A 22,152-nucleotide genomic window follows, 5' to 3' on the forward strand; every position below is an offset into this window, starting at 1 on the left:
TTATGCTGCGTGTTTTTCAAAATGACCTCCTGGATCCCGAACGGTTCGTCGTCACCCTGGAACTGGTGCCCGGCCGGGAATCCACGGGCCGGTCCGTGGACGCCGTTATCGGCATTGCCAAGGACGCGTTTGCAGACGGACGCATATCAGCGGTTTCCATTACCGACAATCCCGGCGGCAACCCCTCGTTAAGCCCGGACGCCATCGGCTACCGCATCTTTTCGCTGGGTATGGATGTCATCGTCCATTTTACCTGCCGGGACATGAACCGCGTCGGTATGGAAAGCCGCGCGCTCCAGCTGGCCATGATGGGCATGAAAAACATCCTGGCCCTCACCGGCGATTATTCCGGCAAGGGGTTCGGCGGCCAGGGAGCGCCGGTATTCGACCTGGATTCGGTCAATTTGCAGATCCTGTTCACGCTCATCAGCCAGCGCATGCAGAACGCCGGCGACCCCGACGGTTTTTTCACCGGTTGTGCGGTCTCTCCCTTCAAAAGCACGGAAGGCGAGTGCATGGCCCAGTACGCCAAAATGAGTCGCAAGGTGGCGGCCGGGGCCCGCTTCATCATCACCCAGTTGGGATACGATGCCCGAAAATTTCAAGAACTGATCGGCGTCCAGCGTCACATGGATTTGGACGTCCCCACCCTGGGATCGGTTTACGTACTCTCCCCCGGCGCCGCCGCGGTCATGCATCAAGGGAAGGTGCCGGGTGCCGTGGTTTCCGACCGGCTGCTGCGAACCGTTCAGAATGAATGGCGGGACAGGAAGAACGGCAGACGGTTTTCCATCGAAAGGGCCGCCCGCCTGGCGGCCGTGCTCAGAGGTCTCGGATACCGGGGTATTCACATCGGAGGCATTCATAGCGACTTTTCGACCGTGGGCCTCATTTTAGACCGCATGGAGCAGATAAAAGACGACTGGCGTGAATTTCTCGCCGATTTCAAGCATCCACAAGCCGGCGGGTTCTATGCTTTCAGGGAAATACCGCCCCAGCCGGTGAAGACACCCGTTTTCGGAACGAAGGTCAGCCGGCCCTCAATTCCCGAACGTCTGCTTTACACCACGCTGAGGCGCAGCCACGCGCTCTTTTTCGACCGCCGATCCCGGCTGGCCCCTTTGTACCGCGCTGCCTGCCGGGCCATGGACGGCCATAGAGCGGGACGGCTCCTCGTGCATTTTTTCGAACACCCGCTAAAGCGCATGCTACTCGGCTGTTTGCAGTGCGGCGACTGCGCCATTCAGCACGTGGGGTTTCTGTGTCCCGAATCCGGGTGTCCCAAGCATACCCGCAACGGTGCCTGCGGCGGCAGTCTACAGGGCATGTGCGAAGTGCATCCGGACCGCCAGTGCATCTGGTTCCGTGCCCACAACCGCCTGGCGCCACATAAAAAAACCGAAGAACTGTGCACAAGCTGCGTGCCGCCGCGCATGTGGGAATTGAATAACACCTCATCCTGGCTGAATTTTCATCTGGACCGTGATCACCAGAACAACGGTAGGGAAATCGCCGATTTCTGCCGTCAAACAGTCTGCCGGCTCGTGCCGGCCGGCAAAGGGGACAGCTGAAATGGATCGTGCCGACTTCGGTTTTCGCGAACTTGAAATTTTCTGCAAGGTAGTCGAGCTGGAAAGTTTTTCCAGGGCAGCCGCGGCGGTCTTCCTTGCCCAGGCCTCTGTAAGCGAAAGGGTTGCCTCCCTGGAAAAAAAAGTGGGAACCCGGTTGTTGGACCGGTTGGGCAGGAAGGTAATTCCCACAAGCGCCGGTGAAATTCTCCACAAGCATGCCACCCTGATCCTGGAAATGAAAAAAAATGCCCAACAGGAGCTGGAAAGTTTTCTCGGTTTGGAAAAAGGAGAGGTTTCCATGGGCGGCAGTACGATCCCCGGCGAATACATCCTTCCCGACGTGATAAGTCGATTTAAAAAGAAATATCCGCATATCACCGTCAATCTCTCCATTGCCGGCAGCGGCGATATCGAGCAGCGGGTGCTGGGCGGCGGACTCGAGTTGGGCGTGATTGGATGGAAGAGTTCCCATCCGAACCTGCTGGTCCGGAATCTGTGGTCTGACGAACTTGTACTGGCCGTGCCCGCATATCACCCATGGGCCGGACGCACGGCCGTGCCCTTGCAGGAGCTGACCAAAGCGCCCTTTATCATGAGGCAGGCGGGATCCGGCACGCTGAAAATCGTGCAGGATCACCTGGCTGCCACCGGCAAGGATGCCGGCAAACTGAATATCGTCGCCCGGGTCGGCTCGTCCACGGCTGTCAAGGAAGGTATTAAATCCGGCCTGGGTCTTTCCATCCTGTCGTCGAGGGCCATCAAAATGGAAATGGAAGCAGGCGTCCTCAAAGCGCTGAAGATCGAAGGGCGTTCCATGCTGCGCGGTTTCTACCTGATCCGCAACCGACTGCGGATGGCCTCACCCGCATGCCGGGCCATGGCCGATTTTCTGAGATCCAGTGCGGAAGAAGAAAAAAGTTGATTTATCATATAACTTATTGGTTTTATATTGATCGATTGTATAAATTATGATAATTTTCTTGACATAATCATCAATTCTTAATAATTGCTCTTAACGTATGCGCCATCATGGAAACCGCAAGGTTCCCTTTAACCGATCCCCATGCCGGAACAAGCCGTGAAGATCGACGAAACCATCATCGATATCATCAAACACCTGCGTGACGGCCGCAAATCATTGAAAAAAATCGCCGACGATCTAAACCTGGCTGAAAACACCGTGCGCTCCCGGGTCAATCAGCTTAAAAGCGAAGGCATCCTGGAAATTGCAGGCGTTATCGACCCGGAAGCCCTTCCCGGTCACAGGGTGGTGATGGTGGGCGTCAAACTGTCCACCATGAGCCTGGTAAAAAAGGGAGAGGAGTTCAGTAGACTGAAAGGCGTCGTCTCCGTGAGCGTGGTCACGGGCCGCTTCGACCTCATTCTTATGGTGCTATTGAAGGAAGGCTTCGGCCTGCTGGAATTTTACACTGAAGAGGTCGCGCGCCTTACGGATGTCCAATCCGTGGAAACATTCGTGGTTTACAAGAGCTACAACTTGCGCGTACCTTACATATTATAGAAACCAGGAATCAATTAAACTAGGGAGCCGTCTTCATGGAATCAATTCCCAGAACCATTTTTTATGACCGCCACGTAGCGCTAGGGGCTAAAATTGTCGAGTTCGGCGGGTGGGAGATGCCGGTTCAGTACCCGTCCGGCATCGTCCAGGAACACCTTGCCACACGCAAGAGGGCCGGCCTTTTCGACGTCTCGCACATGGGGCGCCTGATCGTCCGCGGAAAGAACAAGCTGCCATTTTTGCAGCACGTGCTGTCCAACAACGCCGAAGCCCTGGATGTCGGCGAAAGCCAGTACACCCTCATCCCCAATGAAAGGGGCGGTGCTCTCGACGACGCCTATCTCTATCGGTTCGCGGAGGAGGAGTACCTTTTGGTGGTCAACGCCGCCAACCGCCAAAAGGACTGGGAACACCTGCAGGATCATGTTTCGAAAATGGGGGGCGTGGAGATGATCGACCGCACATTCGAAACGGCCATGCTCAGCCTGCAGGGACCGCTTTCAAAGGATATCCTGTTGGCCCTGATCGATGGGGGATCCCTGCCGGACCCTTTGAGGAACAGGCTGGGCAGGGTCACCCTGGGCGGAAGCGAGGTCCTCGTGGCTCGTACGGGATACACCGGGGAGCCCATCTGCTTCGAACTCTTCGTGGAGAATGCGGACGCGTTAAATCTGTGGGATGCTTTAGTCAAAAAAGGCAGCGTGCCGGTTGGCCTGGGGGCCAGGGACACGCTGAGGCTCGAGGCGGCCCTGCCATTGTACGGCCACGAGCTGGGCGAGGACCCGGAAAACCATGAAATTCCGGTATTCGCCATGCCCCTGTCACGGTTTGCGGTCAGTTTTTCACCTCTCAAGGGAGATTTTGTGGGCCGTGCCGCCCTCGAAAAACAGTTTGCCGCCTTGAAAAAAATCTTCAACCACGACTTTTCAGCCATCCGTGACCTCCCCCGGCGGATCATGCCTGTGGCGCTCAAAGGCAAGGGGGTCGCCCGCGCCGGTTACAAAATATTCCACAAGAACAAACACGCCGGCTACATTACCAGCGGCACCATGGTGCCCTACTGGCACTCCCGGGGGGAAGGGATCGCCTCTTCGCTCACGGAATCCCACAGCCTCAGAGGCATCTGCCTGGCGCTCCTGGACAGCGACATCGGTGAAGGCGATACGCTCGAAATCGAAATGAGGGGCCGGCGTATACCGGCCCTGGTCGTTCCCTACCACATGCGGAGCGAAGCGCCTCCGTATGCCCGGGCCATACCCTGGAACAAGCTGCGCGGAGAAAAAAAAAACCCCGATGAAGAAAAAACCGTCGCCAAGGCCCGCAACCTCTTGACCCGGGCCATCCGGAATACATCCTGGCGGCAAAAAGAGTGCATCAACCTCATTCCGTCGGAGCAGACCCAGTCCAGTGTTGTGAGGCTGCTCTCCATCATGGACCCGTGCGGGCGGTATGCCGAGCACAAACAGGTTACCGCCTTCAACGAAGCCGAGGTCTTCTACTATCAGGCCACCGATTTTATCGAAAACGTGGAAAAACTTCTGGAGGAAGAGCTCCGCAGCTATTTGGAGTGCCCGCAGGTCGAAACCCGGCTCATCTCCGGCCAAATGGCCAATGCCGCTGTCTTCAGCGCCCTGGTTGACTACCTCAACCGCGCCGACAGAAAGAGGGAGCAGCGGCGCATCCGCAAAGTGATGAACAACCACATCATCCGCGGCGGTCACCTCAGTGCCCAACCCATGGGAGCCCTGCGTGACTTTGTGACCCGGGACCCGAAAACCGAAAAGCCGGCCGTGGTCAACTTCCCGGTGTTGGCGGAAAACCCCTATAAAATAGATGTGGATGCGTGCGAAGCCCTGCTGGAAACCCATCGGCCCGAGCTGATCATTTTCGGAAAAAGCATGACGCTCTACCGCGAACCCGTGGCGGAGATCCGTGCCATGGTCGATGAACTCGGTCTTAACTGTACTATTATGTACGACATGGCCCACGTGCTGGGTCTCATCGGCCCCCACTTCCAAAGGCCCTTTGCAGAAGGAGCCGACCTGGTGACCGGCTCGACCCACAAAACCTTTTTCGGTACCCAGCGGGGCATTGTCGGGGCGCGCTTCGATGACGGCGACCCTGCATATGAATTGTGGCTGGCCCTGAGGCGCCGGGCTTTCCCCGGCAGCGTCAGCAACCATCACCTGGGAACCCTGCTGGGACTGCTCATGGCCACTTACGAATTGAACTATTTCAAGGACGAATACCAGGAAAATATCATTCGCAATGCCAAGACGTTCGCGGCGGCGCTGGCCTCCTGCGGCCTCGATGTCGCCGGGGAGCCAGGCATCTCTTTCACACAGACCCACCAGGTCATCCTAAATGTCGGCTACGCCAAAGGCCCGGAGATAGCGGATCGCCTGGAAGCAAACAACATCATCGTCAACTATCAGGCCGCACCGCAAGAGGAGGGGTTTACCGCATCGGGATCACTCAGGATGGGTGTTCAGGAAATGACCCGTTTCGGCATGCGGCCCGCCCATTTCGAAGAACTTGCCGGGTTGCTGGCAGAAGTCATCCGCCACGGCCGGACCGTCAAAGAGGAGGTCGCCGCCTTTAGAAAACGGTTTGCAACCATGCAATACTGCTTTTCCGAGGCCGAATTCGAAGGTGAAATCCAGAAATTGCATACACTCTTGCGCTAATCTCAAACGGCTCTTACGGACCGGCAACGGCACCGACAATCTGTGTATCGAGCTAAAACATAAAATGTAACACCTGAAAGAAATTAACAGGAGGAACTACATGAAAGAAATCAGTGAACTCAATTTCCCCGACGACCTTAAGTATGCTGAAGACCACGAGTGGGCCCGGATGGAAAACGGCGAAGCGACCATCGGCATCTGTGACTACGCCCAGGATCAGCTCGGAGACGTTGTATTCGTCGAGCTGCCCCAGGTCGGTGACACCTTCGAAAAAGGGCAGGAATTCGGTACCGTGGAATCGGTAAAGGCCGTGTCCGAACTGTTCACGCCCTTGAGCGGAGAAGTGACCGCCGTCAACGGAAACCTGGAGGACGCCCCGGAGCTGGTGAACAACGAACCCTACGCCGGAGGCTGGATGATCAGAATCAAGCCTGCGAATGCAGCGGAAATGGACGAACTCATGACGAAAGACGCTTACCTTGCCATGCTGAAAGGATAAGGCCATGCGATATTTACCACACACAGACGACGACGTCACTCAAATGCTGGCCGTGATCGGCGCAGCCAGCATTGATGATTTGTTTGCATCCATTCCATCGGACTGCCGGCGTAGGGAGGGCCTCGACCTGCCTGCACCCATGACCGAATGGGAGCTGGACAAACACATGCGCAAACTGGCATCCGACATGGCGGTTTGCCCCGAACACCTCGTTTTCATGGGGGCCGGCAGCTACGACCACTATATCCCCGAAGCCGTGAAACAGCTGCTGGGAAGGTCCGAATTTTACACCTCCTACACGCCCTACCAGCCGGAGGTCAGCCAGGGAACCCTGCAGGCGATTTACGAATACCAGACGCTCGTTACCCGTCTTCTCGGTATGGACGTGGCCAATGCCTCCATGTACGACGGGGCATCCGGTCTGGCCGAGGCCCTGCTGATGGCAGTTCGGGTGACCCACCGTAAAAAAGTTTACGTCTCCAGCCTGTGCCACCCCCTTTACCGGCAGGTGGTGAAGACCTACTTCGAACCCACCGGCTACCAGATTGTGGAACTCCCCTATCTCGAAAACGGCAGAACCGATCTGTCGAAAGTCGACGACCTGGATGCATGCGCCGGCATCGCGGTCCAGTCTCCCAATTTTTTCGGCTGTATCGAAGATATCGAAACCCTGGCAAAAAAAGTCCACGGTGACCCGAAAACCCTGATGATCGTTTCCTTCACCGAGCCACTGGCTTACGGACTTTTGAAAAGCCCCGGCAGCCTGGGCGCGGATATCGCCTGCGGGGAGGGCCAAAGCCTGGGCGTCCCCCGGTCGTTCGGCGGTCCGGGATTGGGTATGTTCGCCGCTAAAAAGGACTATCTGCGCAATATGCCCGGGCGCCTGGTAGGGAAAACCAAGGATCTGGAAGGCCGGAGGGGATTCGTTCTGACCCTGTCTACCAGAGAGCAGCACATCAGAAGGGAAAAGGCGACGTCAAACATCTGCTCCAACCAGGGCCTTTGCGCCACGGCCGCGGCCATGTACATGGCAGCCCTGGGCGGAACCGGTATTCACGCACTGGCCGCGCTCAACCGAAACAAGACCGCCTATCTGCAAGGCGCCCTGAAACAGGCCGGATTGGACCTCCCCTTCGCCGCCCCCACCTTCAATGAATTCGTCGTCAAGTTTCCTGCCGGCTTCGCGGAGACCTACAACCGGCTTCTTGGCGAGAAAATCGTGGCCGGCCTGCCGCTGGAATCCTACTACCCGGAACTCAGAGACCATTACCTGCTGTGCGCAACGGAAACCATGGACAGGGAAGACATGGACCTGCTGGTAAAGGAGGTGACATCATGAACAACACCGTTGGAACCACAGGATTGGTACTTAACGAACCCCTCCTCTGGGAAATGGGTAAAAAGGGCCGGATCGGGTTTTCTCTGCCGCGTAGCGATGTCGACCCGGCGCCCCTCGACGACGGTCTCACGGGAACAGGTCCCGATTTTCCGGATCTGAGTGAAGTCGATATCGTCCGGCACTACACCCGGCTTTCCTCATGGAATTTCGGCGTCGATTCGGGCATGTACCCCCTGGGGTCTTGCACCATGAAATACAACCCCAAGACCAACGAAAAACAGGCCTCCCTTCCCGGCCTGGCCCAGGCGCATCCGCTCCTGCCGCCGCAACTGGCCCAGGGGGCTCTGAAAATCATGTTCGATCTCGAACGCTATCTGGCTGAAATCACCGGAATGTCCGCGGTCACCCTGCAACCGGCGGCCGGCGCTCATGGGGAACTGACCGGGATGCTGCTTTTCTACACTTTCCACAAGAGCAACAACCAGCAGCGTTCCAAAATCCTCATTCCGGACACCGCCCATGGAACCAACCCGGCCAGTGCGGCGCTGTGCGGGTTCACATCCGTACCCGTCAAATCCGGTGCCGGGGGAATCCTTTCCCCGGAAACCGTTGCCGGGCTCATGGACGAAGATACCGCCGGCATCATGATCACCAACCCCAACACACTGGGACTTTTCGAGGACAACATACGGCAGGTGGCTGACATCGTTCACGCCAAGGGCGGGCTCGTCTATGCGGACGGCGCCAATATGAACGCCGTCATGGGCATCGTCAACATGGCCGACCTGGGGGTTGACATCCTGCACCTCAACCTCCACAAAACCTTTTCGACACCCCACGGCGGCGGTGGTCCCGGGAGCGGCCCGGTGTGTGTTACCCGCGAGCTGGAACCCTTTCTGCCGGTTCCCCGGGTAGTCATGGAAAACGAACGGTACCGGCTCACTTACAACCGTCCCGAGAGCATCGGTAAGATTCACGCGTTTTACGGCAATTTCGGCATCCAGATCAGAGCCTACGCCTACATCCTCTCCATGGGGGCCGACCTGAAAAGAGCCAGCCAGTTTGCCGTGTTGAGCGCCAATTACATCAAGGAACGCCTCAAAGGGGTCTACCATCTCCCCTACGACAAACCCTGCATGCACGAGTGCGTCTTTACCGATCAAAACCAGCGCAAGCACAAGGTAAGCACCCTCGACATCGCCAAACGGCTGATCGACTACGGCTTTCACCCGCCGACAATCTACTTTCCGCTGGTGGTGCAGGGAGCCCTGATGATAGAGCCCACGGAAACCGAACCCAAGGAAAATATCGACCGGCTCGTGGATGCGCTCATCGCCATTGCCGCGGAAGCCGAGGAAAGGCCCGAACTTTTAACGGAAGCACCGGTCAAGCCGAAAGTCCGACGCCTGGACGAGACCGCCGCCGCCCGTAAACCGTGTCTGTCCGGATAATGCCGCCCCAATTGGACGTTGGTCATTTTTACACCTAAATTGAGCGGTTTTCGCGTTTGCCGCAGATGCAAGGAAAATGACTGTTCGCTCTTGTCGGGCGAGGCTCGAAGAGCGAAGACCGAATAGTGGTCTATGCAACGATGGTGATAAGGTAAAACAATGACCCGTTCCACATGTCTATACCTCGAATTGCCCCTGACCGATTACCGGGAGGCCTGGGAGCTGCAACGGAAAATCGTAACCGCCAAAATATCACGATCCCTGTCCAGGGACGTGATCCTGGTGCTGGAGCACCCGCCTGTTTACACGCTCGGACGCAGGGGTGGTATCGAAAATCTGTGTGTTTCCAAAGCGTTCCTTGAAAGAAAGGGTATCGCCGTGGTTCCGGTGGAACGGGGAGGAGACATCACCTACCACGGACCCGGCCAGCTGGTGGCCTACCCCCTGCTGGATATCCAGCGCACCCGCCTGGGTGTCACCGATCTGGTCGGACGCCTGGAGGACGTCATGATCCATACGGCTGCGGCCGTTGGCATTTCTGCCGGGCGCAATCCGTTGAACCGGGGTGTCTGGATCGACAACGCCAAACTCGGCAGCATCGGCATCGCCATTCGAAAGGGCGTCACCTTTCACGGCATGGCCCTGAATGTCAACCTCGACCTGACACCTTTCTCCTGGATCAACCCCTGCGGGCTTCAGGGGGTTGCCATGACCTCCTTGGAAAAAGAGGCCGGCCGGGCCGTCGATATGCAAGAGGCCCGGCAAGCAGGGATCGCCAATCTGGCCGGTGCACTCGACATGCATCTCGAAAGGGTGGAACTGGAAACTTTCATGCGGTCGCTTGATCTAAGTGGGGTTGATACGGCAGACGGGCCGAAATTATAGCTCAAGCCGACCATCTTCTGTTAAGGGCTTATTTCTCACTCGACCCCTCGGGGCCCTGGAAGTCTTGAGCCTTTTTTCGCAGTACCAGCCGGATGACGGCGGATTCCTCCGGATTGTGTAATTGCACTAGGTAGTATTTACATAGTTTTCCAACGTTGACACGTTGCCTGGGTGCAGTAAATTGAGGGTGTGCAGATTGTTCCGCCTCCTTGGCACCTCCAACGCTGCACAACGGTTGCGGGGGGCTGCCCGATTCGGCAGCCCCCTGCAACCAGACTAACGGTAAAAAGGAGCCCCTGGCGAACAGGGTGCCTGACCATGAACAGAATCGAAGCAAAACATCTTCCAAATGCGGACGACCTGGCCCAGCTTTTCAAAACCCACCCCGGCGAGCGTACAATCAATTTCAAGGGGAAGTGCGCTGTCTGCAACCAAAAACTGACGGTGGAAATCTCGGCCACAGCCGGTGGATTTGGATTTAACGGCGGCGTGCTGCTGGGAACAGGACGGGAGGCTCCCTTTTTCGGCTGCCTGAAGTGCATCCGCAGCGCCACCACCATCCGTACGCATGCGTACCGTTCGTAAAAATCGCCGGATAGCCGTTTTCGTATCCGCCCACGGTTTCGGGCATGCCGCCAGGGCGTGCGCCGTGATGGCGTCGATCCACCGGGCAGATCCGGGCATGCGATTCGAAATATACACCAATGCCCCGCAATGGTTTTTTTCGGATTCGCTCGGGGACGCCTTCGGGTTCCACTGCTTGAGAACCGACATCGGCATGGTTCAACTCTCCCCTTTCCGAACCGATACCCGGGCAACCCTTCACGACCTGAAACGCTTCCTGCCTTTTAACCGCGACCAGATCGAAAAGACGGCCCGTGACATCAAGGCTATGGCCTGCCGGCTGGTCATATGTGACATTGCACCCATGGGCATAGCCGTCGCCCATAAGGCCGGAATTCCAAGCGTGCTCATCGAAAACTTTACCTGGGATTGGATTTACCGGGGGTACCCGCCTACATCGGTCGCCTTTGACACCTACATCGAATACCTGGCAGCCTACTTCAAAAAAGCGTCCTATCACATTCAAACCGAACCGATCTGCAATCCTTCGGATACGGATCTCAGGACCGGGCCTGCCGCCCGCAAAACCAGAAAAACGGCAACTGTCGTCCGCCGTGAACTGGGCATTGGACCACGGTCCAAAATGATCATGCTCACCTTCGGCGGCGTACCCGATAACGGCGATTATGTTGCCGCAGCACAAAAAGCGAAGAACGTGCACTTTATCATACCGGGCAATTTTCACAACAAACGCTCCCGGGCTAATATCACCTTCCTGCCCTACCGGTCGGAATTCTTCCACCCCGACCTGGTCAATGCCTCCGACGCCATTATCGGCAAGGCCGGCTACAGCACCATCGCCGAAGTGTATCACGCCGGCAAGCCCTACGGGTACATCTCCCGGCCCGATTCTCGGGAGTCTCCGGTTCTGACCCGCTTCATCGAAAAGCATCTTGCCGGCATACCCGTGACCAACGCCGAACTAAAAAACGGCACATGGACGGCCAAGGTCCCGGTTCTGCTCGACATGCCGCCGAGAGACAAACCGCCCTCGAACGGGGCGGATGAAATAGCCGCCTTCATTCTCAACATCGCACAATGAGTGCCCAGCCCAACCTGCCGCATTTTTCACCCGGAACGTTTTATACCGGTTGTCATATATATGTTCCGATACAAACGATGTCCATCATGAGAAATATTTTTCCCAAAGCAGTCAGGTAGCCGAATACCATGACAACCGTTATTCAACGGATTTTCTAGGGAAAATCTTATAACTGACATAAAATCGTGTTCCACGATTTTATGTGACGCGACTACGTCGCTCCTATGCGAAAAACCAAAATTCATACCGCGCCGCAAGAAGCGGGGAATTCAAATTTAAATTTGGCTGTAGGTAAAGCAACAATAGGCAATTGGTCCCATATGTTCTCATCATAGCTAACGGACTGCAATCCAAAAGCAATTATAATAGCGTTTGGAGTAGAATGAATTGGTGGCCAATCGTTGTAAAAGATGCCCAATGGGAAACGTCGTTTCGGAACGGTATGTTGCCAAACGCTATATGCCGATCGCTGTGGCGACCGGATTACAGAAGCGAGTCGCTTGATGAATTGAAGCCAGGATGCTATTGATACCATATGCCCAGCAGCCCTACATCCAAATCGAATTACGGCAGCCAACCACCTGGAGAGGGGGGAGGTGGCCCCATGGAATCGCGCGCCCGGTCGCATCTCTTGCAAAAACGCCTTTCGCTGACGGCTCAATACCTGATGGGCAGGATCCTGACATACGGCTTGTGCCTGCTTTTTGCTGCGTTGCTCGCAGCCTGCGAACCCTCTTCCCCCAACGCCCCGGAATCATCACAGACGCCCGGTTCACCGGTGAAAACGATATCCAGCCCAGTCGAAATCGGAAGCATGAAGGCGTTGGGGCAGTATTACGACTCCATTGGCTTCAACCTCTCCAAGAATCCCGATATTCTGTATGACGTTCCCCGCCTGCAAATTACCCACATCCCCAAAAACTGGAAGCAGGAAACATCCATCCCACTGAAACAATCGGTCTTTTTCCGCACCATGATCATCATGGCGCTCGAGGTGAACGAAGAGATCCTGAAAGAGCGCTGCCGGCTGATCAACCTGGAAACAGAGCAGCAGATGACGGAAAACGATCGAAAATGGCTGGCAAGTGTGATGAAAAAGTACCGGGTGTCGAAACGGAAGGGGCCCTACACCCCTGCCGAGATGGCGGAGCTGCACATCAGGATAGACATCATCCCGGCCTCTTTGACCGTGGTCCAGGCAGCCATTGAAAGCGCCTGGGGCAGTTCTCGCTTTGCCCGCGAGGGCAACGCCCTTTTCGGGCAGTGGACTGTCAAGGGCCGCGGTATCAAGGCCAGAAAAAGCGACGCCTGGCTGGCCGCCTTTGACTCGCCCCGCGCATCGGTTGCCGCTTACTGCCTGAACCTCAATACCCATCCGTCCTACTCGATCTTTAGAGTCGCCCGAGCGGCCATGCGGCGGGAGTGTCGTCCGCTTAACGGCCTGGAACTGGCTCAGCACCTCGAAAAATATTCAGCCAAAGGCGTTGAGTACACCAGCCTGGTGGAAAACATGATCATCAGGCATGGCCTGGAAGTTGCCGACCGGGCCCAGCTGTCCGAAGGACCGGAAATTGCCGTCCAGCTGCTGGACAGTCCTGCCGCGTATAGTGATACAACCTCCTGACGGCAAGGGGTTTGCACTAAAATTGTATTTATATTATGGTCCCGCCAGGCAACAGGACAAACCGGCCGGCAGGATGGTTAAAGCGGTCACAAAAATATAAGGCAATCAAGATGAAGATCATCATTATCGGTGCCGGTGAAGTCGGGTTTCACATCGCCAGCCGTTTGAGTGCGGAAAACAAGAATGTCGTGGTTATCGACAAGAGTGAGGCATCGCTCCTGCGCGTTTCCGAACAACTGGATGTGCAGACGGTCATGGGCTCCGGAAGCAATCCCGAAATTCTGGAGGAGGCCGGGCTCAAGAACGCGGAAATCGTGCTCGCCGTGACCGACAGCGACGAAACCAACCTGGTGGCCTGCCTCGTCGCCAATCTCATGTCCCCGTCAACCAAAAAACTGGCCCGTCTTCGGGAAGCCGTCTGGGACAGCTATCACGAACAGTTTCACAATCGCCCGCCCCATATCGACAGCATTATCAACCCGGAAATCGAGGTGGTCAAAACCATCGAACGGCTTCTGACGGTGCCGGGAGCCGTGGACGCCGGGGAGTTCGAAAACGGCGGCCTCAAGTTTGCCGGAATCCTGCTGGCGAAAGGTTCCCGGCTCGACAATGTCCGCCTCGAGAACATGGCCACCGTACTGGGTGAAAAACCACCCCTGATCACCGCTATCGTCCGCAATGGAGAACTCATCATCCCCAGCGGCAGGGACCGCTTGCTGAACCAGGACCTGGTCTATTTCATCTGTACGGATGCACAGCTGACCAACACATTGAAAATGTTCGACAAAGACAGGGAAGAGCTCAGAAGGGTGATGATCGTCGGAGGCGGGCGCATCGGTTACCGCCTTGCCCAGCAACTGGAGAAGAAATCGGTTCACACCAAAATCATCGAGCGCGACCCGAAACGCTGTTCCTTGCTCGCGGAAAATTTGGGCAGGGCCCTGGTGCTCTGTGCCGACGGATCCGACCAGGACATCCTCATGGCCGAAAACATCCAGGACATGGACGCTGTTGTCACGGTGACCAACGACGAGGAGACCAATGTTCTCGTCTCGATGCTCTCCAAGCAGAAGGGGGTTTCCAAAACAATCACCAAGATCGACCGGTTCAGCTATTTTAACCTGATGGCGAGCATCGGCCTTCACCGCATCGTCAGCCCACGGCTGTCGGCCATCAATTCCATTTTACAACATATCCGCAAGGGAAAGGTGTTGTCGGACATCACCCTGAAGGGCGAGCAGGCCGAGGTGATCGAGGCCGTTGCTCTGGAAACGTCCAGCATCGTTGGAAAACCCCTCAGGAACATTTCCTTCCCCAAAGAGGCCCTCCTGGCCGGTATCATCACCGAGGAGGATATCATCATTCCATCGGGCGACAGCGTCGTCCATCCCGGCGACCGCGTGATCATTTTTGCCAAACGACAGGCTGTTCCCAAAATCGAACAATTTCTGACGGTCAAGCTGGAGTTCTTTTAATGCGCTGGCGCTACATCATCTCTTCAGTGGGGTTGCTGATCCTCTTTCTCGCCATGGCAATGCTTACCACCCTCAGCGTCAGTTTCTGGTATCGGGACGGAAGCGCGAGGCCCATCCTTTTCTCCGCCGTCATCACGGCTTTCTGCGGGGCCGCCCTGTACTTCGGCTTCAGGGACAGAACCATCGATTCGCTGAGGCCCCGCGAGGGCATGGCCATCGTTACGCTGGGATGGGTCGCCGCAAGCACCTTCGGGGCCCTGCCTTTCTTCCTGGGAATCGAGGCCTGCACCGTCACCGACGCCTTTTTCGAATCCATGTCCGGCTTCACGACCACCGGTGCGTCCATCCTGGAAAACATCGAGAGCACCGGCAATGGCATTCTGTTCTGGAGAAGCCTGATTCAATGGCTGGGGGGGATGGGCATCATTGTGCTTTCCATCGCCATCCTTCCCTTTCTGCGGGTGGGAGGCATGCAGCTTTACAAAGCCGAAGTCCCCAGCCCCGTTCCGGACAAACTGAAGCCCCGTATCAAGGAAACCGCGGCCCTTCTCTGGAAAGTCTACCTCCTGTTCTCCATCGCCATGGTCGCCCTTCTTTTGGCCGGCGGCATGAGCCTGTTCGAATCGATTTGCCATGCATTTACCACCATGCCCACCGGCGGTTTTTCACCGCGCAACCTTTCCATTGCCCACTATCAGAGCCCCTACTTCGATACGATCTTCACCATTTTCATGATCTTTGCCGGTATCAATTTCACGCTGCACTACCAATTTCTGCGCGGCAAAACGCTCGTTTTCTGGCGCGACGTGGAATGCCGCTTTTTCCTGATACTGTTGGCGGTGCTGATAGCCGTCGTCAGCATCGACCTTCACGGCAGGGTATATCACCACCTGAGCGAAAGCATACGTTACGCCGCCTTTCAGGTAACCTCCATCATCACCACCACCGGTTTTGCCACCGCCGACTATCTTCAATGGCCGGCCATGTCGCAACTCATTCTGTTGACATGCATGTTCATCGGCGCGTCCGCCGGTTCAACGGGCGGCGGCGTAAAAATCTTGAGGGTGATTCTGCTGTTCAAATACTGCTATCGGGAAATTTTTTCGATGATCCATCCCCAATCGGTGACTCACATAAAAATCGGCGGCAGAAAGGTTCCCGATGCCGTCATCAGGAGCGTTATCGGCTTTCTATCCCTGTATGTGGGGCTGTTTGTGATCTGTACGATCCTGATCGCCGGAATGGGGGTTGACTTTTCCACCGCCATCGGCGCGGTGGCTGCATCCATCGGCAACATCGGCCCGGGTCTCGGGCACGTCGGCCCGGTGGGCAATTATGCCGGACTGCCGGCTGCGGGCAAATGGCTGCTGGCATGGTGCATGCTTTTGGGTCGGCTGGAAATCTACACGGTGATCATCTTTCTGGCACCCGAGTTCTGGAGGAAGTAAAAATAATAATTTGTGCCAAATTATTATGAAACGCAGCTTCGCCGCTAACAAAAAAATGATAGGCCTCTACCCGGCAGCAACGGTGATCTTTTCGTTAGTATATCGCTTCACCTTAGAATAATTCGAGCTGACGGCCGCCGAGTATGTCATCGACGCTCCGGTCAAAAAACTGCAGTACGGCATCGGCAATCGGCTTCAGCTGCTTGTCGATATAGTGACCATAATCGAGATCGCCGTGGGGCAGCGCCGCCGGTACAGGACCGCGCCTGGTTACTACATACCGGATCTCGCGTATTCCTTCGGCCGCTTTACCCAACATGCGGGCCGCCTTCACATGCGGGGGGACACCCTTGATATAATCGCCGGGGGACTTCCTGAGATGCTTGGTATAGATCAAATCTCCATCGTAGACACGATTTCTGAGATCTGCGGCCACCGTCCTTATCCAGCCTTCCACCTCCCGTTCGTGAAAAATACGATCGAACAGCTCGTATTGAAAATTTCTGGCGAAGCGGGTCCAGTCTGAACGGACGAATTCGAGGCCGGTGAACACGAGTTCATCCTTCTCTTCCCCGTGTACCATACCGACATACCTTTTCTTGGCCCCCTCGCCGCCGCCCCGGAGGGAAGGGAGGAAAAGCCGCTCAAAATGGCGCTCGAACTCGATCTCCAGGCGTGACTCCACGCCGAACTCTTTTCTGACCTTGTCGGCGACAAAAATGTTGATATTTTGAACCAGGCGACCGGCAGCGGCATGGGCATCGTGCCACTCCTCCTGTTTGAGCCGTACGAACACGGAGTCGGTATCGCCATACAACACGCTGTATCCCAGCGTTTCAAGGTGCTCGCGGGTCTGCTTCAACACCCACTGCCCGGTTCCCGTGATGGCCGCCGGCAATCGGTGATCGTAGAAGCGGCAGCCCGGTGTTCCCATGACACCGTAGAAGCTGTTCATCAAAATCTTGATGGCCTGGGAGAGATGCGGGTCTCCATCCCGCTTGGCCAGCTCGCGCCGGGCAATCAGTTTTGAGACCAGCGCCGGGAGAACGTGCTCGGTTCTGGAAAAGGGAATGCCCACCGGTGTATACAGCGGGCTTTCATGGGCCTTCAGCCTGGACAACGGGTCGATTTTGAAGGTTCTGATAATGGACGGGTACAGGCTTTTGAAATCGAAGACGGCGACATGCTCGTAAAATCCCGGAGCCTTGACAAAAACCCAGCCGCCCGCAGCCGAACCTTTGCTGTCTACATCCTGGACGTTGGAAGCCACATGACCGTGGCGATGCATCCGGGGCAGCATGAAAAATTCGAAGGCCGCCACCGACATGCCGACCCGGTCCATGGGCAAACCGCTCAACATTGCCCGTTCGAAGGTCAGATCGATCAGACCGGTTTTCGAAAAAACATCCGACACCAGCCGGCAGTCCTCCAGATTGTAATGGGCAAGGCTTGTTTTATCCTCCTGGAACCGCCGTTCGATTTCCGCCACCTTGTCCGTTTCTTCGTCGATCGTCTTTCCATGCCCCAGTACAGCCGCAGCGACGGTCTCCAATCGGAAATTGTCGAAACGGTAAAAAGCGGCCCTCAAGCCCGGGGGCCCGTCGATGACGACCCGGCCACATATGTCCGCCCGAAATACGCCTTTGCGGACCTCCCACACCCGGGCGATGCGACCGAACCTGCCGATGCTGAAAGGCAGATTGTAACGCCTGAATCTTTTTTCAAGGAACAGAAGGTCGAACCCGATCACATGCCAGCCGATGATAACATCCGGATCCAGGTTTTTCATCACCACCAGAAACGCTTCGAGAAGATCCTTTTCACCCGGGAAGCGGACCATCCAGCCACCTGCGGGAAGCCGTTCGCCCGGGAGGCCCATAAAAACGGAGCCCTTCAACGCCGCTTCGCTGCCACCGGTGCTGCCCGGTCTCTCGGAAGCAGGCGGCAAATACCCCTCCCCGACCCCGGGGTCCCGCATCAGGACCAACATGTGTTCCACAAAACCCGCCGAAGCGGGATGCCCATTTGCGGTATCGGCCCCCTTAAAGTGGCAGGCGATGGAATAGAGTTCACCTGTCTGACCGGTTTCTATGTCCAGCGACAGGATCGAAAATTCCGGCCTGAAATCGCCGTTTTGCATACGGACATCGGTAAACTGAAACGGGGGGCCGACGGGTGCGGGCGGCCCCTCGAAAACAACGCTCCCATGTATAAAGCGTTCCATCAGGTATCGTTCTTCCGGACGTATGTCCGCTTCATAGGTTCGAATCCCAGCGGACTCGAGATGCTGGCGTGCCCATGACAATTGGCGCTGGGTGTCGAAATAGAGGGCATCCACCGGATGGCCCTCGAAATCCGCCAGGTCGACCCGGTGGCGCCGGCCGTCGACGAACCCCTCGGGAAGAACCGCATCCCGTCGAACGAAAAAGAGCGGCCGGTTATCCGTAATGGCGATGCTGAAGGGACCGCGGTCGCTGATGCCGGTATAAACCAGCCGGTGCCGGCCATTGGATTCCCGGTGTTCCCGGCTCAGGATGTAGCCCCGGAATATATTTTCCTGGTCCATAGACAAAGGTCCAGCTGCTCGGTCTGAATTTGACAAGGGCACGGCCTGGGGTCAATTGACCGTCTGACCGGATTACCGCTCCCGGCCTCTCAACGCCAACCCCACGCCGCCGAGAATCAGCGCCCCCGACAGTGCAAGGCGCAGGGTGACCTGTTCCGACAGAATCACGACGCCTCCCGCAGCGGCGATAACCGGAACCAGCAGTTGCAGGATGGCCGCCCGGGTTGCCGAAAGGTGCCGCAGGGCCGCGTACCAGGCCACGTAGCCGATCCCCGACGTCAGCCCCCCGCTGAAAACGGCCAGCAAAACACCTCTGGTGGACAGATTCCATGTCGGCAGCAGAATCAAGCTGAAAGCCACGGCCAGGGGCACACTTTTCATAAAGTTGTCGGCAGTTACCGCTGCGGGCCGCTCGACCCTTAAACCGCGCAGGGAGTAGCCCCCCCAGGAAATGCCGGCCAGGGCCATGAGGAAGGCGCCCGGGAGCGAAGGCGCTTCCGCGTTGGGAAGGCACAGATAAGCCAGGCCGGCAAGAGCGATCACCAAACCGCACCAAACCCACACATGTGACCTTTCACCGCGGAGAATCCCCGCGATTATCATGGTAGCCTGCACGAAGCCGAACAGGATCAAGGCGCCTATGCCGGTGTCCAGGCTGACATACGCAAAAGAAAATGCCGCCGCATAAACAAACAGCATGGCCGTCGACACCCAGTTTCCCGGGCGGTCGGCAGCATTGCTCCTGGAGGTGACTCTCACCGTCAGCCACAACACGGCCGCCCCGGATAGCAGTCGTATCGTTGCAAAACTGGCCGGATCGATGGCCGCATCCCCCAACGCCATCCTGCAGAGAATGGAATTGGCGGCAAAGGCGACCAGGGCAAACATCGTCAACAGAATTGGCGGCAGTATGGGATTCATCATACCTATGCATACGTCTTTTCATCGCCACCATGCAAGAGGGATCAAGCATAATAGTGCTTGTCTTATCGATTTTAAAATTGATAGATTGGCCTCGATCATAAAAAAGGAGAATCCAGGATGAGTTACGAACAGATCAAGTACGACATTCAAAACCGCATTGCCCTGATTACCCTCAACCGGCCGGACCAGATGAATGCGTGGACCGTTACCATGACGGATGAACTGATCCATGCCCTCGGTGAGGCCGAAAAAGATGACGACGTACGCGTCGTGGTCGTGACGGGCGCAGGCAAGGCCTTCTGCGCCGGCGCCGATTTGAGCTCCGGCGGATTCAGTGTCGACAAGAAGAACGGCGAAAAAAGAAACGTGCGCCGGGATACGGCCGGCCGCGCCACCCTGGCTATGTTCGATATGAAAAAGCCCGTCATCGGGGCCATCAACGGTCCGGCCGTGGGTGTCGGCATGACCATGACGCTGGCCATGGATGTGCGCCTGGCTGCCGAAAACGTGTCCAAGATGGGATTCGTGTTCAACCGTCGCGGTGTGGTGCCGGAAGGCTGCTCCACCTATTTTCTCCCGCGGATCGTGGGCATAAGCACGGCATCCGAACTGATTCTCACCGGCAGAATATTTTCATCCAAAGATGCCTTGGACATGGGGCTTGTCAGCCGCATCGTGCCGCCGGATGAGCTGATGAGAACCGCTTTTTCGGTGGCTGCCGAGATAGCCGACAACACCTCTGCCATCTCGACGGCCCTTGCGAGGCAGATGCTTTGGAAAGGATTGGGGGAAGACCACCCCATGGCAATGCACATACTGGAATCGCGGTCGCTGGACTACATGTTTCCCCGTGAGGACTGTAAAGAGGGGGTCATGTCATTTCTGGAAAAACGGCCTGCACGCTTTCCCATGAAGCCCAGTAAGGACATGCCCGACTACTACCCCTGGTGGCGGGAGCGCAAGTTCGAAGTGTCATAGCTAAAAGACGTGCTTCAGCGCCTGATAGGCAAGGGGGATGAATATCGCCGGCAGCATGTTACCGATCTTGATTTTTTTTATTTCCAGCAGACCGATGCCAATGGCCGCAATCAACAGCCCGCCGACGGCCGACATTTGCGCAACCACCTCGGGCAAAAGATAGGGTTTGATAGAGGATGCGGTGAGGGTTAAAAACCCCTGGTATATAAACACCGAAACGGAGGAAAAAACAACACCGATTCCCAGGGTCGAAGCGAAAAGAACGGAACTGATGCCATCGAGGATCGATTTGGCGAACAGGGTCTGATGGTTGCCGGTCATGCCGCTTTCCATGGAACCGATGATCGCCATAGCCCCGACGCAGAAAAGCAGGCTGGCGCTCACAAACCCTTTTGAAATCCCGGCGCCGTTTTTTGATACCCGTCTGCCCAGGGCATTGCCGAATCGATCGAGCCTTTCTTCGATGCGCAGCAACTCTCCCATAACACTGCCCAGCACCATACTGACGATGACGATCAGGATGGCATCGGTGTTCAGCGCCGTTTTGATGCCGATCAAAATTACCGCAAGGCCCAGGCCATGCGTAATAGTCCGGCTGTATTTTTCCGGTATTCTTCCCTTGAAAAACAGCCCGACCAGGCTGCCGAGTATAATGCTAACCGTATTTACAATGGTTCCCAGCACGTACTTCCTCCTCCGAACAAATGTTTGAAAGCGCAACCTATAGTCAATACGTCCGCAGTTGACAAGCGATAATCCCCATCGCACCCTAAATAAAAAAGCCGGGCTCAATGAACGAGCCGGCTTTTTTTATTTTTTTCATAACAGATTGTTTTTGCGCAACGAGCTGTGCAAGAATAATCTGTTATTATTTGTGGGCCTTTTCCCACTCCTCGATCATGACGCCCTCCTCGACGCCTTCCCAGCCGGTGATCATCGCCTTGATGTGGGCGGAAAGGCTGTGGCCGGTGGTGGTCATATAGACGTGCACGACGATAAAGGTCAGGATATTGAATGCACCGAACATGTGCAGGATGCCGATCCATTTGAGAGACAAAAATTCAACCCCCCACGCAGGCCAATGGTTGTACCCCCAATAGAGAAAACCGGTAATCATCTGAAACGGCAGAAGGAATGCCGCCAAAGACAGATACACGAGACGCTGAAGCGGGTTGTGTTTGGCCTCCTTGCGCTTGGGGAAGGGATGCGACTCCCCCCTGAATATGCCATAACCGTAATAACGGATCACGGAGAACATTTTCCTGGTGGTGGGGATGTACTGCTTCCACTCACCGGTGGTGAAAACCCAGAAAACGAAAAAGGCAAAGGCGATCAACCAGCTCAACCCCACGGTATTGTGGACCTCGACGGCCGTTTCAAATCCCATGAACCGGATAAGACCGTGAACCTCGAAACCGGTTATCAGCAGGATGATGATAAAGGCCATCTGCAACCAGTGCCAGAAGCGTTCATAACGCGTATAAAGGTATGTATTAACCAACTTGCCCTCCATGATC

At 56.2% G+C, this 22,152-nt stretch carries 18 protein-coding genes; 14 read left to right on the top strand and 4 right to left on the bottom strand.

The annotated features are described in order from the left end of the window. Positions 1-2: 2 nt before the first annotated feature. The 13 genes from LJE94_15395 (at position 3) to LJE94_15455 (ending at position 16,167) form a co-directional block, all read left to right on the top strand. Positions 3-1,571, top strand: a complete 1,569-nt coding sequence (locus LJE94_15395; GenBank protein ID MCG6911489.1) for a methylenetetrahydrofolate reductase C-terminal domain-containing protein — start codon at positions 3-5, stop codon at positions 1,569-1,571. Between the two features lies 1 nt (position 1,572). Then, positions 1,573-2,493, top strand: coding sequence for a LysR family transcriptional regulator (locus LJE94_15400; GenBank protein MCG6911490.1), 921 nt, complete (start codon positions 1,573-1,575; stop codon positions 2,491-2,493). Positions 2,494-2,649: 156 nt separating this feature from the next. Continuing rightward, positions 2,650-3,093 carry an Lrp/AsnC family transcriptional regulator gene (locus LJE94_15405; protein MCG6911491.1) on the top strand — a complete coding sequence of 148 codons (444 nt, stop codon included), beginning with the start codon at positions 2,650-2,652 and terminating at the stop codon, positions 3,091-3,093. A 35-nt stretch (positions 3,094-3,128) separates the two neighbouring features. After that, complete coding sequence (gcvT, locus tag LJE94_15410; protein ID MCG6911492.1) at positions 3,129-5,780, top strand: glycine cleavage system aminomethyltransferase GcvT; 2,652 nt, start codon at positions 3,129-3,131, stop codon at positions 5,778-5,780. A gap of 100 nt (positions 5,781-5,880) precedes the next feature. Further along, a complete protein-coding gene (gene gcvH / locus LJE94_15415) occupies positions 5,881-6,279 on the top strand; it encodes a glycine cleavage system protein GcvH (protein MCG6911493.1) in 399 nt (132 codons plus the stop codon). Between the two features lie 4 nt (positions 6,280-6,283). Continuing rightward, positions 6,284-7,618: an aminomethyl-transferring glycine dehydrogenase subunit GcvPA gene (gcvPA, locus tag LJE94_15420; GenBank protein MCG6911494.1), complete on the top strand. Its 1,335-nt coding sequence runs from the start codon at positions 6,284-6,286 to the stop codon at positions 7,616-7,618. Continuing rightward, a complete protein-coding gene (gene gcvPB, locus LJE94_15425) occupies positions 7,615-9,069 on the top strand; it encodes an aminomethyl-transferring glycine dehydrogenase subunit GcvPB (GenBank protein ID MCG6911495.1) in 1,455 nt (484 codons plus the stop codon). The genes gcvPA and gcvPB overlap by 4 nt, the downstream gene beginning before the upstream one ends. 159 nt (positions 9,070-9,228) lie before the next feature. Further along, positions 9,229-9,954 carry a lipoyl(octanoyl) transferase LipB gene (gene lipB / locus LJE94_15430; GenBank protein MCG6911496.1) on the top strand — a complete coding sequence of 242 codons (726 nt, stop codon included), beginning with the start codon at positions 9,229-9,231 and terminating at the stop codon, positions 9,952-9,954. 318 nt (positions 9,955-10,272) lie between these two features. Next, positions 10,273-10,539 (top strand): hypothetical protein, encoded by a 267-nt coding sequence (locus LJE94_15435; GenBank protein ID MCG6911497.1) that lies wholly within the window; start codon positions 10,273-10,275, stop codon positions 10,537-10,539. Continuing rightward, on the top strand, positions 10,523-11,620 hold the full coding sequence (locus tag LJE94_15440; GenBank protein ID MCG6911498.1) for a hypothetical protein: 1,098 nt from the start codon (positions 10,523-10,525) through the stop codon (positions 11,618-11,620). Before LJE94_15435 ends, LJE94_15440 begins: the two co-directional genes overlap by 17 nt. Before the next feature lie 604 nt (positions 11,621-12,224). Next, positions 12,225-13,244, top strand: coding sequence for a glucosaminidase domain-containing protein (locus tag LJE94_15445; GenBank protein ID MCG6911499.1), 1,020 nt, complete (start codon positions 12,225-12,227; stop codon positions 13,242-13,244). A 110-nt stretch (positions 13,245-13,354) separates the two neighbouring features. Further along, complete coding sequence (gene trkA, locus LJE94_15450) at positions 13,355-14,719, top strand: Trk system potassium transporter TrkA (protein ID MCG6911500.1); 1,365 nt, start codon at positions 13,355-13,357, stop codon at positions 14,717-14,719. Continuing rightward, positions 14,719-16,167: a TrkH family potassium uptake protein gene (locus LJE94_15455; protein ID MCG6911501.1), complete on the top strand. Its 1,449-nt coding sequence runs from the start codon at positions 14,719-14,721 to the stop codon at positions 16,165-16,167. Before trkA ends, LJE94_15455 begins: the two co-directional genes overlap by 1 nt. A gap of 112 nt (positions 16,168-16,279) precedes the next feature. On the opposite strand, the gene LJE94_15460 is transcribed toward LJE94_15455, so the two are convergent. Together LJE94_15460 and LJE94_15465 are read right to left on the bottom strand one after the other, a co-directional pair. Continuing rightward, a complete protein-coding gene (locus tag LJE94_15460; GenBank protein ID MCG6911502.1) occupies positions 16,280-18,733 on the bottom strand; it encodes a DNA polymerase II in 2,454 nt (817 codons plus the stop codon). 72 nt (positions 18,734-18,805) lie between these two features. Then, the gene (locus LJE94_15465) at positions 18,806-19,657 is read right to left on the bottom strand and encodes a DMT family transporter (protein MCG6911503.1); all 852 of its coding nucleotides are present in this window, start codon (positions 19,655-19,657) and stop codon (positions 18,806-18,808) included. 117 nt (positions 19,658-19,774) lie between these two features. Between LJE94_15465 and LJE94_15470 the strand changes: the two genes are divergently transcribed. After that, entirely contained in the window at positions 19,775-20,635 is an 861-nt protein-coding gene (locus tag LJE94_15470) for an enoyl-CoA hydratase/isomerase family protein (GenBank protein MCG6911504.1), read from the top strand. Here the strand turns inward: LJE94_15470 and LJE94_15475 are convergent, their stop codons facing one another. Beyond that, complete coding sequence (locus LJE94_15475) at positions 20,636-21,319, bottom strand: DUF554 domain-containing protein (protein ID MCG6911505.1); 684 nt, start codon at positions 21,317-21,319, stop codon at positions 20,636-20,638. A gap of 184 nt (positions 21,320-21,503) precedes the next feature. After that, positions 21,504-22,148, bottom strand: coding sequence for a cytochrome b/b6 domain-containing protein (locus LJE94_15480; GenBank protein ID MCG6911506.1), 645 nt, complete (start codon positions 22,146-22,148; stop codon positions 21,504-21,506). Positions 22,149-22,152 lie beyond the last annotated feature (4 nt).

This window comes from Deltaproteobacteria bacterium (assembly GCA_022340465.1).
GTDB lineage: Bacteria > Desulfobacterota > Desulfobacteria > Desulfobacterales > B30-G6 > JAJDNW01.

What these genes read in the sequence shown, in the direction of transcription:
- LJE94_15395 (MCG6911489.1), top strand. Translation starts at nt 3, where the DNA reads ATGCTGCGTGTTTTTCAAAATGACCTCCTGGATCCCGAACGGTTCGTC.
- LJE94_15400 (MCG6911490.1), top strand. Translation starts at nt 1,573, where the DNA reads ATGGATCGTGCCGACTTCGGTTTTCGCGAACTTGAAATTTTCTGCAAG.
- gcvT (MCG6911492.1), top strand. Translation starts at nt 3,129, where the DNA reads ATGGAATCAATTCCCAGAACCATTTTTTATGACCGCCACGTAGCGCTA.
- gcvH (MCG6911493.1), top strand. Translation starts at nt 5,881, where the DNA reads ATGAAAGAAATCAGTGAACTCAATTTCCCCGACGACCTTAAGTATGCT.
- gcvPA (MCG6911494.1), top strand. Translation starts at nt 6,284, where the DNA reads ATGCGATATTTACCACACACAGACGACGACGTCACTCAAATGCTGGCC.
- gcvPB (MCG6911495.1), top strand. Translation starts at nt 7,615, where the DNA reads ATGAACAACACCGTTGGAACCACAGGATTGGTACTTAACGAACCCCTC.
- lipB (MCG6911496.1), top strand. Translation starts at nt 9,229, where the DNA reads ATGACCCGTTCCACATGTCTATACCTCGAATTGCCCCTGACCGATTAC.
- LJE94_15435 (MCG6911497.1), top strand. Translation starts at nt 10,273, where the DNA reads ATGAACAGAATCGAAGCAAAACATCTTCCAAATGCGGACGACCTGGCC.
- LJE94_15440 (MCG6911498.1), top strand. Translation starts at nt 10,523, where the DNA reads ATGCGTACCGTTCGTAAAAATCGCCGGATAGCCGTTTTCGTATCCGCC.
- LJE94_15445 (MCG6911499.1), top strand. Translation starts at nt 12,225, where the DNA reads ATGGAATCGCGCGCCCGGTCGCATCTCTTGCAAAAACGCCTTTCGCTG.
- trkA (MCG6911500.1), top strand. Translation starts at nt 13,355, where the DNA reads ATGAAGATCATCATTATCGGTGCCGGTGAAGTCGGGTTTCACATCGCC.
- LJE94_15455 (MCG6911501.1), top strand. Translation starts at nt 14,719, where the DNA reads ATGCGCTGGCGCTACATCATCTCTTCAGTGGGGTTGCTGATCCTCTTT.
- LJE94_15460 (MCG6911502.1), bottom strand. Translation starts at nt 18,733, where the DNA reads ATGGACCAGGAAAATATATTCCGGGGCTACATCCTGAGCCGGGAACAC.
- LJE94_15465 (MCG6911503.1), bottom strand. Translation starts at nt 19,657, where the DNA reads ATGATGAATCCCATACTGCCGCCAATTCTGTTGACGATGTTTGCCCTG.
- LJE94_15470 (MCG6911504.1), top strand. Translation starts at nt 19,775, where the DNA reads ATGAGTTACGAACAGATCAAGTACGACATTCAAAACCGCATTGCCCTG.
- LJE94_15480 (MCG6911506.1), bottom strand. Translation starts at nt 22,148, where the DNA reads ATGGAGGGCAAGTTGGTTAATACATACCTTTATACGCGTTATGAACGC.